Source organism: Mesorhizobium sp. NZP2298, assembly GCF_013170825.1.
Lineage (GTDB): Bacteria > Pseudomonadota > Alphaproteobacteria > Rhizobiales > Rhizobiaceae > Mesorhizobium.
Genome location: NZ_CP033365.1, coordinates 6432993 through 6445160 on the forward strand (window position 1 = coordinate 6432993; position 12168 = coordinate 6445160).

Below are 12168 nucleotides of genomic sequence, written 5' to 3' on the forward strand. Positions count from 1 at the left end.
ATGCTAACGTTGACGAAGACGCTATCCGATGATGCATCATTCGACAGGCGCATAGCTTGGGCAAGAGAGCCAAACGGCGTAGTCCCGCGTTCCGCAGGAAGCCGTAGCCCGGAGCAGCGGCAGATCCACGGTGCAGCGTTATGCTTGTCGGTGAACCTGATAAAAAGGGCTGCCAGCCATGGGTGCCAAGTGCCGAGTTATTCGCTTGGACTAGAGAAGCACGCGCGGCCTATGGCCAACACGTCTGGAATAGTTCGAGACGCCGGCCTTTCGGATTCCGGCCTACCCCTTCCTGCAAACGGCTAATTGGCAAACGCCCACTAAAGAACGCCTCGACGGCGATAAATGTCACGCTTATACACAGTCTGCGGGCAAGCTTATGCTTACAATCGTGAAATGTCGTGTTAATTGGAGAATGTCAGGAGCTCTTGGCAACGGGGTGGGTTCTCCGGAGTTCCATATTGAGGAGGATAAGCGGTATGACCACCCAGGTTATACATGGCGCATTTAGCCCTAAGCAGATGAAGCAACTCAGGGAAATTTATGAACGGGCGCGGGCTGTGACCGCCCAGTATCCTGAATCCCACGTTGCCAACAAAGCCGCCAAGAAGTTGATCGATGCCTTCGAAACCGTGACCTGCAGCGATGCAAAGGGTAGGCGGTGGCTGAGTGAGACGGATCCCCAGGGAAACGCCTGAGGTCCAAGCGTCAATTCCAGGAGTATCTATCCGCCTGTCAGCCGATGCTGGCAGGCGGATTTTTTTCGCTGTCCTGGCGCGCCGCTCCTACAAAGCGATAGGGGAGCCACTGGGGCGGGCGAGTGGCTCCCCTATCCTGTCTCGCTTTATCCGCAGACAGACCGCGTAAGCCTGGGCAGACGCTGGCAAATCCATGCTCGTCTTGGCCCACATATGTCGTCAACGAAGCCTTTGGGGTAAGACGACAGAGGCCTGTCTGCCTAGCTTCCGCCTATCGGATGAACATGGCGGCTCCGCCAATCTCGAACTAATTGCATGTTGGATTCATGAACCGAGCGTATCGGCCAGCTCCGGTTGCCCGCGCAATTGGCGAGACTCCTTGGAAGCAAGTAAATAAATTTACCGAAAATTAATTTAGATTAGCTCCCGCTTGTACAGCATAAACTACTCAATTCTGGGTGGCATAGGGGAGAAAACGATGAGCGTCTGAGCTGGAGAGATTCGGCTAGGCCTTCACGGGCAGAAAACTTCAAAAAAATCAGGAATTTGAGGGGGTTATGACGGCCGCCAGAAGGTCGTCTTGTGTGGGCAAAATTGGGGTATTAGTATGGTTTCTGCAATCGGACTGCATAATTTCGATTCGGCAAGTCAAGCTTATTCGAGTAGCAATGGAAGGGGCAGCGAACAAGCCGACAAAGAGTGCCTGCTTATTCTAGACGGAAGGGCCCTGGACCGGGAATGTCTGGCATCAGCCCTTAAGGACCATGATCTCGGTATGGCCGTTGCCGCCATGGGCACGATCGAAGAATGGCGCATAAGGAAGGAGGCTTGCCCTCCCCTAGCCGCCATTCTATTTAATCTTGGCGGGCGTAAATTTACTGACCACGGCATTGCAGATGAGATTAGATTAATTTCATCGGAATTCAGCTCCGTTCCGGTAATAATTTTGTCTGACATAGATGATCTTGGGCAAATACTAACAGCGCTTGAATGCGGTGCACGTGGGTACATTCCGACTTCGGTTGGTATTGATGTCTGCGTCGAAGCCGTCAATCTTGCGGCGGCTGGTGGCATCTTTGTGCCGGCCAGCAGCGTTTTGTCCATGCGTCATCTGATCGATTCAGGCAGCCGCGACACGCGTCCGTTGACGACTATGTTCACGCACCGGCAAGCTGAAGTCGCTCAGGCGCTTCGGCGCGGCAAGGCGAACAAGATCATAGCCTACGAATTGAACTTGCGCGAAAGCACGGTGAAGGTGCATATCCGAAACATCATGAAAAAACTGAAGGCGACGAATAGGACTGAGGTTGCCTACAAGGTCAACGATCTTTTCGGGGAAGGCACTCTCGCGCAGGAATGACAGCGGTTTCACGCGGCCCGCCGAGGGTTAACCTCGGCGGGCCGGACCGTATTTTTGTTGACCTCGCTCCGCCATTGTCCATTCCGTAGCCGCTCCGACTGGCGTATTGTTCGTGGTCAAACGCTGTATTTGGTCTCCGATATCACCATAAGGCTGGAGCGTCGTACACGTCTGAGCGGGCTTTGTTGTCTATCCGTGCGCGCTAACTGATCCCAGATGGCTGGTCATACCTACGCGAAGGGTGAGGACAGGCCCATTTTTGCGCCAAGCTCTATCGAACCTGGTCTTGGGGACCTCGACAGCAACGAGTAGATGAATATGCCATGGGCAATCGTTCCCTCGGCCTAAGGCACGTCTATGTGTTACGAGAGGTGGAGGCGGCGCCACATGGCGCTTCCAGCAATCCCGGATGCGCGTGCCGCGGCCACCGCAAAAAGGAACGACGTTTCATCTCGGCAACTCCGACGGATCAGTCAATGCCACGAAAGGAATTGGCAAAGGTCGCGCCCCAGCCGGCGAGGTGATGCACATGTCTGATGATCTCGTCCTTCAAGTTCCATGGAAGGATAGGGTGTAGTTCGGCTCGGCACGGTCGATCGGGTTGATCGGCTTGATTGGGATGGGCCTGCCAGGCGCGAACAAACCATTCCCGTACTGGTTCCGGTCGACCGTGAAGTAAGACGAACCTGTCGGCGATGTCCTCAAGTTTTGTGCGGGAGGCAAAGCAATGGACTTGCAATGCAACCGCCATAACTGGCGTCTTTGCCTTGACTAGCCTGGCGCGGGCACATCTGAGGCATCGCGTATGGCGGCATGTCGGGATTTGAATTCGCTCGAGCTGACGATGCCAAAGGCAATGGTTTCGCGCGTCATCGATCCTGCCCGCAATTGGCGGGAATAGGTTTCCATCCCGTAGCTGTCCGCGGGGCGGTTCAACAACAGCTGGTAGAGAAAGGCAATGTAGGCGCGGTCTGTCAGGCCGATCGTGGCATATTTGGCCTCGAACTCTTCGGAGTGGATCATTTCCATGATGACGTTGATGGGCCTGGTATCTCCGCTGTCGAGCGCCGCCGACCAACGGTTCAAGCCGGCGGCGTCGCCGTCATGGCCAAGGACGAGGCAATAGGCAAAATTTACCTGGCGCATATAGGTGAACCCGTCGGCAAACTTGGCATCAGGATCGCACTCTCGGTGCGGCTTGGGTAACGGCTGCGGGCCACGGGTGATGTCGCGAACAGCCATATAGGCAGGTTTCGGTTCACCGGTTGTCCATTTGCCGTTGCTGTTTTTGGTAAGTCTAACCAGCCCCATATTGGCTTCGAAGCTCGGAGCCCAATAGGTCTCATCCAGCAGCTCGTAGATATGCGCAGCTTCGACTTTGTACTTATCCTGGAGTTCGCGAAGCCGTGTCATTGTTTGCTTGACGCCTTCAGCCTGCTGCCGCTCGCTGCGCTGACTTCCGTAGGGGTTGTTGAATTCGGTGACCCAGATGGGTTTGCCGTAGGAGGAAATCTCGCGGAAAGCCCATTCCGGATCTTCCCCATACATGTGCCAGACCGAGATGTCCCAGGCGATCCCGTCCTGCTTCATTCGCGCGAAGGCGCCAGTATGGCCCCATCCGGCCGTCCCCATTGCTCTTTTTATGCTCGGGTCAACTGCCGTCATGCCGTCGGATAGGCCCTTGAGAACAGCGCTCACCTTCACCCAGCGCGGACCATAGTAGTCGAGCACTCCGGTTCCACCTGCGGGGCCCCACCCGCATGGATATTGCGATCCGTCATCGCGTTTCTCGCAGGGCTTTATGATGGCATAGATCTCCATCTCGTTGCCGAGTTCCCAAACGCGGATATCGTCCTTGAACCTGGCGCCAAGGGTGACCGCCAATTGCCGGGCCTCACTATAGAGCTCTTCCGGCTTTTCCTTATCCAGGTCCAGTCCCGGTGTGATCACGGGCAGTATTTCGACACCTCTTTCTTTACCGGCCTTCACGACCCGAGCAAGGGTGTCTCCCTCACCTGCGGTAGTGATGTTGACCCGATATGATTTGAGGCCGAGATTTTTGACGAAATCGAGTTGTTTTTCGATCGGAACATCCGGGTATGAAACCACCGGATGGCCGTTCACGCCCCAGAGCAAATCGGCGGATGCGGGAGCGGATGCTGTTAGCAACAAAGCAGCCGCGGCTGCGAAACGAAACGACATGGCGATCATGCCTCCCTGCACGACATTCAATATTGGGGATTGTCGGAACTGCGGGACGCTGAAGCAATTTGCCTATACGGGTATGGGAAGCTTCGCATTACCTCCTTTGGAGGTCATAGCCTAGCCATCAGGTGGCATGACTATTTGAGTGCCGCTGTCCTGATTCAGCACCCGGATGAGCGTTGGCCACCGCCGAAGATGAACCGAATTGATATGTGCGCCTTGCGCGATAACCAACGGGGTAACCGCACTCACGGTCAGTTACCCGTGGACTTCCCCGAAATCCGCGTCGACCTGGATCATAAGCTCGAGATACTTCCATGCGATCCAGCGCCAGGAATAGCTGCTCGCCCTGGTATGGCCCTTGCCTACCATTCGCTTGCGCAAATCCGGGTCGACCGCTAGCTGGCGAACGTTTTCAACCCATGACTGGACGTCGTCCGGATCCGCATAGAGGGCGGAATCTCCGCAGATTTCAGGCAAACAGGGCGAAGTCGAGGCTATGACCGGGCAACCCGACGCCATCGCCTCGATAGCGGGCAACCCAAAGCCTTCGATCCGTGATGGAAACAGGAAGCAAAGGGCGCCTTCGAGCGCTTTTTTGAAGTCGTTATCGCTTATGCGCCCAAGAAGGATGATGTTTGACGGCATTTCCGGGACGTGTCGCAAGACCGTAGTCTCGTCGATATCGCCCGGCATCCAGAGATCGAGGCCCATCTCATCGAGAAACGATGCGAGCTTAGCAAGAAGCCCCATGTTCTTGTATTCTTGATCCCCCCGGCCCAGGCAAACGACATATGGCCTACTCCGGTTGACAGCTAGAGATGATCTTGTTGCGTCCCACTTCTTAGCATGGTCGCTGCCGTTGTAGGTGACGACAATGTTTTCCGCGCGCGCGATCCCAAACTCGACCAAATGACTGCGGGAGAGTTGCGAAACTGTAGTGATCCGTGCAGCCCGCCTGCCCAGCAGCGGAAGGATCAGGCGGTGCGCCCAACGGAACCCTCGCGCGTAGCTCGACGGCATCAACCTTGTATGCATGTCGTGGATGCATGCAATCTGGCGTCTCAGCACGACCGGTGCGAGGTTGCAAAAACTCAGCAACCCTCCCGGCACATGCCAGGGCAACTGCGCCTGCACCCAGAACTGAGGAAGTCGAGGCCTGTTGAATTCGGGGACGACCCGCACCGAGATGGCTTTCAGATGAAGAGGCTCGGCAGGCTGGCGCGGCACCACGAGGTCGATCTCAAGGTCGCGACCCAAGGGATGCCCTTCTGAAATAAGGGCGTCGAGAGCCATTGTCACTTCGTGGGCGTAACGCGCGATCCCATTGCGTCGTAGCGTGGTGAAATCGCCGTTTATCGTCCACCGCCGCTTTGGCGGCTCGAAGTCCGCCAGTGTCCGGCCAGGATGGCCAATCAGGTACTGCGAGCCGCCAGGAAGCGATCTTGCCACCACAGCGGCGGCACTGTGTCCGTTCAAATCTCTGGACTGCCCCGCCGACGCCGCATTGAACTCAGATTTGCCCATCACCTCCTCCGCGTTGCCGGACCAACAACCAGACTAACACTCTCGGAAACACAGCGGCCCTCAAACGTTTGAGGTAGTTCCAACGCTCGCCCTCGCCTGGCTGGATGATGCTGCGTGCGTCCGGATGACCCAACGGCCGTGGTGACTGCACGCGCTGGCGGTTTCAAAATAAGGACATCGAGAGGGTGACATGGCACGGCACTGGACGATCAACGGACGTTTCCTTTCCCAACCGACAACGGGCGTCCAGCGTTATGCGGGAGAGATCGTCCGTTCGCTGGACGCCTTGATTGCCGAGCAGGCACCGCTCACCCACGGGCTTGAGCTCAGACTTCACTGCCCATCGGGCAGTTCGGACATCCCGCTCAATTCTATCGAACGTTGCGAGATAGGCAGCAGGGGTGGGCATCTATGGGAGCAGACCCGGCTTGCCGCCTCTCTTCACGGGGGCGGACTACTCAGCCTGTGCAATACCGGGCCGCTTTTGTCGCGCAAGCATATTGTCTGCATTCATGATGCAAATGTCTGGAATGCGCCCCAGAGCTATTCACTTGGCTTCAGGACTTCCTACAAAGCGCTGCTGCCATGCCTCGGCAAGACGGCATGCAGCATTTCGACCGTTTCCAATTTTTCGCTAGGCGAACTGGTTCGACGGGGCATCGTCCCAAAGCGGAGGGCCTTCGTTGCTCCGAACGGCCATGAACATGCCTTGTTATGGAAGCCCGAACACTCGGCAGCGACACGATTGGTGGCCTCGCGTGAAACCATCGTCATGATCGGAAGCGCCGCACCCCACAAGAATGTGAATCTCATCCTCGATATGGCCGACCTCCTTGGCAAAGCTGGACTGAAGATTGCGGTTGTCGGCATGTCAGGTTCGCACATTTTCAAAACAGGATCGGCCAGAGCCGAAGCCCGAAACATCCATTGGCTCGGACGCATTTCTGACAACGAACTGGCCGCGCTGTTGACGGACTCGCTTTGCCTGGCTTTTCCTTCACTAACCGAAGGCTTTGGGCTCCCGGTTGTCGAGGCGATGGCGCTCGGCTGTCCGGTTGTGGTGTCCGAACGCGCCAGCCTGCCAGAGGTCTGTGGGAACGCAGCCCTTTATGCTGCTGCCGACAACCCGCAGGCATGGTTCGACCGTTTCATGGGGTTACGCAATTCCAAGGCCCTACGCCTGCAGTTGATAGGGAAGGGAAAAGCCAGAGCCTCGGCATATAGCTGGAGAGCGAGTGCCTTGCGCTACCTGCAGGCGATGGCTCTTGCCGACGGCATCGATACAGAAACCAAGGTCGTCAGGTTGCGTGAACTCACATGATCCTGTGAAGTGCCTGGACCGTTCCTATCGACTCGAGCATGGCCCGGTCGAAATTCTCTTCAGAGAAGCGCTGCGCGTTCCTGGCACAGGCCTGGGGCGTGATGAGGTGGCTGTTTTCCTCGAACCGTTTGACCGCTTCCTTGAGGTGCTCGATGGTCTGAGCCTTGAACAGCACCCCCGTCGGCTCGGGATCTGCCCCCAGGTTCCGCGCAATATCGACCGCGCCGCCTCTCCCGAAAGCGATCAGCGGCGTCCCGCAGGCCTGCGCCTCGGCGAGCGCGATGCCAAAATCCTCGCAACCCGCAAAGACCATTGCCTTCGCTCGGGCAAGTGTTTCGATATATTCCTTGCGAGGAAGGAACCCCGAAAATGTGACGTTCGGCCCTGCCAGCGCCCGCAGGCTGGCTGATTGCTGTCCCTCGCCGACTATGACCAGCCGTCGCGACGGCATCTCGTTAAATGCCCTGATCACGAGGTCGGTGCGCTTATAGGGGGCGAGGAAGGACGCCGACACGTAGTAGTCGTCCTTGTCCTCGACACAGGGCAGTTCCTTCAGCGAGACCGGTGGGAAAACGACCCGGGCGTCACGTCCATAGATGTGCCGGATTCGGGAACGGACATAATTTGAATTCGCCAACATCAGGTCTGGACCGTGCGCGGTTCTCGTATCCCACGTCCTCAGACGGTGCAGCATATAGCGGTAGAGCATTCCCTTCGGACCGAAGCCGAGCTTGCCCTGCTGAAGATAGGAGAATTGCTCGTCCCAGGCATAGCGGACGGGGCTGTGCACATAACACAGGTGCGGCTGATCAGGTCTTGTGATCACACCCCGAGAAAATGCGGCCGAAGACGAGATCACCGCGTCATAACCGGTCACGTCGAACTGCTCGATCAGAAAGGGGCAAAAGAAGAAGAGGGACCGGTAGAATTTCCGCACCATAGGAATCCGGTTGGCCGCGGAGGCGTGAAATTCCACGTCGTGGAAGTATTGCTCCTTCACCTCAGCCGGGAGGAAGTCGAAGAGTGTGAACACCTCCGCATTGGGAAGTTGCCTGCAGATTTGCGCCAGAACTCTTTCGCCGCCCCGAAAATTTGGGCACCAGTCGTGAACGACCGCTATCCTGGCATATCTGTCGAAGTCAGGGGCCGGGGCAGCCGGAAACTCATCAATCGGCATTTCGACCTTGGCCGCGATGGCCAGGTCGGAAGAACGTTCATGGAGCATGGTTCTCCCCTTCCCCTTGAGGCCTCAGTTTCTGTTTTGTCCGGAGCCGATCGCAAGTTGTCCGATCGGTCATAGGCTGCTCCCGGCGAATATCCGCCTACCGCTTATGGTTGTGACCTGCTTGCAGAAAATACTTCAAAAGCTTGTACTCAGGGGTAGGTCGCGTCGGTCGAGCCCACTTTTATGCAGGCTGTTTGAGCCCTCGCGTCATAATAGGGTCAGGGGAAGCGACGCCTGGAAGAAATATGAAACTTGCAGTGATTATCCCAACCCTCGGCCGCAGCGAGCAAGTTGCTCGCCTGCTGGGGTATTTGGGCGGCCAGACAAGACTTCCCGACGAAGTCATATTGTCGGCACCAGACGCCACACACATCGAACTGCCGGACGGCTGCCCTTTCCCCGTATCGAGTGTTTTCGGTCCGAAAGGATTGGCGGCCCAACGCAATACCGCTCTTGTGCCCTCATTGGGGCGTTTCGACATCATTACATTCTTCGACGATGATTTCGTCCCATCCACCCGATACTTGGAGCAGATCGAACAGGCTTTTGCCGGGAATGACGGATGGGCGGTTGTTATGGGCAGGGTCGTCAGGGACGGCGCAACCAATGCCGGTCTTAGCTGGGACGATGCGGAAGCTGCGCTGAGGGAATCGGAAGGCCAAAAACCGAATGGACCGTCCGTGGTCGACCATGTCGGCGCCTACGGATGCAACATGTCCTTTCGCTCCTCGCTGGTTGGCGATCTGCGCTTCGACGAGCGCCTCGTCCTCTATGGCTGGCAGGAGGACATCGACTTCACAAGTCAAATGAGATCCAGAGGTCGAGTCGTATGCGTGATGTCGATCACTGGCGTTCATCTCGGAATCAAAACGGGACGCGTCAGCGGAAAGCGCTTCGGTTACTCCCAGGTAGCCAATGCGATCTACCTGATAAGGAAGGGGACAGTTCCAGCGTCCTTCGCGCTTCCCCTTATGTTCAGGAATATTGCGGCGAACCTCGCAAAGAGCCTTTGGCCCGAGCCATATGTCGACCGCAGGGGTCGTCTCAGCGGCAATGCGCTCGCGATCCTGCATATCGCCATGGGCCGCATCGAACCCGAATACATCCTGAAGATCTGACGACGGTGAAGACAATGCGGAAATGGCTTTCAACAGTGGCAGGGATTTCATTGGCGGCAACCGCTGCCTGTCCGTTGCCGGCATCGGCCGCGGAGTACCTGCTTGGGCCGCAGGACAAGGTCAGACTCAAGGTTTATGAATGGCGCGCATCGCGCGATGTGATCTTCGAGTGGACGGCTCTCAACGACAGTTTCACTGTCGGTGCCGACGGGGCGCTCTTCCTGCCATTTGTCGGGCAGATACGCGCGGAGGGCACCGCTCCCGGGGAGCTCGCTCGCGCCATAGGCGATCGGCTGATGCAGCAGATGGGTCTCGGCCGCCAGCCGGATGTGGCCGTGGAGATTGCCCAGTACAGGCCGTTCTATGTCGTCGGCAACGTCAAGCAATCCGGAGAATTTCCATACAGACCCGGTCTGACGGTGCTGCAGGCGCTCGGGGTCGCCGGCGGGTTGCCGATGCGCGAGGATGATGTGTCTCGCCTTGGACGAGAGTTCATCACAGGCCAAGGCGATGTCGGGCTGCTGGCTCTGAACAATGTCAGCCTGCTCGCGCGCAAAGCGCGGTTGCAGTCAGAGCTGACCGGCAGTGACGGCATCGCTTTCCCGTCCGAACTGACGGACAGGGCTTCCAATGAAACCGTCGCGCTGGCAATGGACCAGGAACGAAAGATTTTCGCTATCCGCAAGGATGCACTGGCGACCCAACTCCGTTCACTGCGAGAACTCAAGGACTTCCTGCAACAGGAGCTGGCTTCGCTCGAGCAACAGCTGACCTTCCATGACAAACAGATCGAGCTCATCCAAAAGGAGTTGGCGGGTGTCTCGAATCTTGTGCAGAAGGGCCTCGCGGTCGCACCGCGGGAGCTTGCTCTTGAGGGGACAGTCGCACAGATGCAGAGCGACAGATTGGCGGCCGAGACCTCGATGCTGCGTGTCAGGCAGGAGATGAGCAAGACAGACATCGAAATACTCAACCTCAGCAATCAGCGTTCCAGCGAGGTCGCCAACGGCTTGCGCGAAACACAGCAGCAGCTCAACGAGGTCACCAGCAAATCCGACACAGCAGTGCAGTTGCTGCACGAGACACAGGTTGCGGTCCCCGCTCTGCTGGCCCTAAGGCAAAGTGCTGCGAGGGCCAAGCCGATCTTCACGATTGTGAGGCCGAAAGACGGCGGCTCGGAAGAACTCACTGCCAACGAGACAACCCTTGTCGAGCCGGGGGATACTGTGAAGGTCGAAATCCCCCTACCGCAGTCGGGCTTGGATAGCTTGCCTGCAGCGGATGCAAACATCCAGGCCGAAACAACTGCTGTTGGAAGTACGAACTGACCAGATCCGCGTTGGGCCAACCAGGTCGGCATCCTGGCTCGGTCGATGATCAACCGTGCGGCCCCCTCTTGCAGGTGGCGTTGCACGGGCACGGCGTGTCACGCATGGTGGCCATGATCCGAAAATATGTGACTCTACAAGTGGCCATTTCCGATATTTCAAACGGCATTCCGAACCACTGTCTCTAGCACTTGCCTTGCACTGCGAGCCCGCATATCAGTTGGCGCACGCGGGGCCCTCGGCCTCTGACGGAACTCCCTGCCGCGGCAAGCCAACTGGTTCTGCGGGTGCCACTGGAGATATCGGTGCTCACAAGCATACTGGCCGTGTCGATGGTAGGGATATTACTGGGTTTACGGTTCAAGGCTGCGGCTCTGCTGGCAGCGACTGCACTGCTTCTGATCGGAATCGTTGCCTGGAATAGCCTGGGGCTGCCTGGCCATGTGACCGTTGGCGAATTTCTAATTCTGATGTTTCTTCTGGCTTGCGCCTACCTCGCAGGCTTGTCTCTATCGCACTGCTGGAATCGAAACGAAAAGTGAACGTCGTTCGAGGGCTCAGGAGGCCCTGTCGACCCGCATGACCGCGACGATGGTCCTGAGCAAGATCACGACATCGAGCCAGATCGACCAGTTCCGCACATACTGGCTGTCCAGCGCAACGCGATTATCATATTCCATGCTGCTTCTTCCACTCACCTGCCAAAGACCGGTGAGTCCCGGCCTCGTTGCGAGGTACTCTGCCTGATGCTCGCCATAGCGCCTGAGTTCGTCTTTGACGATAGGTCTTGGGCCCACGCAACTCATGTCACCGCGCAGTATGTTGATGAGTTGGGGAAGCTCATCCAGGCTGGACTTGCGCAGCAGTCGCCCAAAGAGCGTAACGCGGGGATCGTTCCTGATCTTGTGAGTCTCCTCCCACTCCTTGCGTGCGCCGGCGTTGGCATCGAGATAGGCCTTCAGAACTTCGTCCGAATTGGCCACCATCGAGCGAAACTTGTAGCAATTGAATGAGCTTCCACCGAAGCCTACTCGCCTATGCGAGAATATTGCCGGACCTCCGGCCGTAATCTTAATGAACAGACCTACGAGGATCATGACGGGCGAGGCCAAAACGAGAGCTGCGCTGGCTATGGCCAAATCCATGATCCGTTTGAGGAGGCCTCCAATCGGAGGGTTCGTCGTCCCGGTAATGACATCCGACAGGTCATTCAGCACCGTTCCGGCGCCGGCGTAGTCACGCGCAGAAACAACATGCTGGACCGCCCTGCTCTCGAGCGCTGCCGGCACAACGGGTTGGATCCAAAGCGCCTCCCCCTGGTGCTGCTTTTCGAAGGCGTTTGTCATGTGACGGTCGCTGTTTCTCGTTGTTTAACTTCGACAGTCT

General features: G+C 57.3%; 9 protein-coding genes. 5 read left to right on the plus strand and 4 right to left on the minus strand.

The features are described from left to right. Window positions 1-479 precede the first annotated feature (479 nt). Together EB231_RS30775 and EB231_RS30780 are read left to right on the plus strand one after the other, a co-directional pair. Window positions 480-698, plus strand: coding sequence for a hypothetical protein (locus EB231_RS30775; protein WP_172352164.1), 219 nt, complete (start codon window positions 480-482; stop codon window positions 696-698). Between the two features lie 607 nt (window positions 699-1305). Next, window positions 1306-2058: a response regulator transcription factor gene (locus tag EB231_RS30780; protein WP_172352165.1), complete on the plus strand. Its 753-nt coding sequence runs from the start codon at window positions 1306-1308 to the stop codon at window positions 2056-2058. Window positions 2059-2829: 771 nt separating this feature from the next. Here EB231_RS30780 and EB231_RS30785 read toward each other — a convergent pair. Continuing rightward, window positions 2830-4260 carry a DUF4214 domain-containing protein gene (locus tag EB231_RS30785; protein ID WP_172353099.1) on the minus strand — a complete coding sequence of 477 codons (1431 nt, stop codon included), beginning with the start codon at window positions 4258-4260 and terminating at the stop codon, window positions 2830-2832. A 261-nt stretch (window positions 4261-4521) separates the two neighbouring features. Further along, on the minus strand, window positions 4522-5790 hold the full coding sequence (locus EB231_RS30790) for a glycosyltransferase family 4 protein (RefSeq protein ID WP_172352166.1): 1269 nt from the start codon (window positions 5788-5790) through the stop codon (window positions 4522-4524). A gap of 190 nt (window positions 5791-5980) precedes the next feature. On the opposite strand from EB231_RS30790, the gene EB231_RS30795 reads away from it, so the two are divergent. Next, window positions 5981-7111, plus strand: coding sequence for a glycosyltransferase family 4 protein (locus tag EB231_RS30795; protein WP_172352167.1), 1131 nt, complete (start codon window positions 5981-5983; stop codon window positions 7109-7111). Here the strand turns inward: EB231_RS30795 and EB231_RS30800 are convergent. Beyond that, on the minus strand, window positions 7104-8336 hold the full coding sequence (locus EB231_RS30800; RefSeq protein WP_172352168.1) for a glycosyltransferase: 1233 nt from the start codon (window positions 8334-8336) through the stop codon (window positions 7104-7106). The genes EB231_RS30795 and EB231_RS30800 overlap by 8 nt on opposite strands. 245 nt (window positions 8337-8581) lie before the next feature. On the opposite strand from EB231_RS30800, the gene EB231_RS30805 reads away from it, so the two are divergent. Together EB231_RS30805 and EB231_RS30810 are read left to right on the plus strand one after the other, a co-directional pair. After that, window positions 8582-9454: a glycosyltransferase family 2 protein gene (locus EB231_RS30805; RefSeq protein ID WP_172352169.1), complete on the plus strand. Its 873-nt coding sequence runs from the start codon at window positions 8582-8584 to the stop codon at window positions 9452-9454. A 14-nt stretch (window positions 9455-9468) separates the two neighbouring features. Then, on the plus strand, window positions 9469-10782 hold the full coding sequence (locus EB231_RS30810; protein ID WP_172352170.1) for a polysaccharide biosynthesis/export family protein: 1314 nt from the start codon (window positions 9469-9471) through the stop codon (window positions 10780-10782). A 557-nt stretch (window positions 10783-11339) separates the two neighbouring features. On the opposite strand, the gene EB231_RS30815 is transcribed toward EB231_RS30810, so the two are convergent. Continuing rightward, window positions 11340-12128, minus strand: coding sequence for a sugar transferase (locus EB231_RS30815; protein WP_246740783.1), 789 nt, complete (start codon window positions 12126-12128; stop codon window positions 11340-11342). Between the last annotated feature and the right edge of the window lie 40 nt (window positions 12129-12168).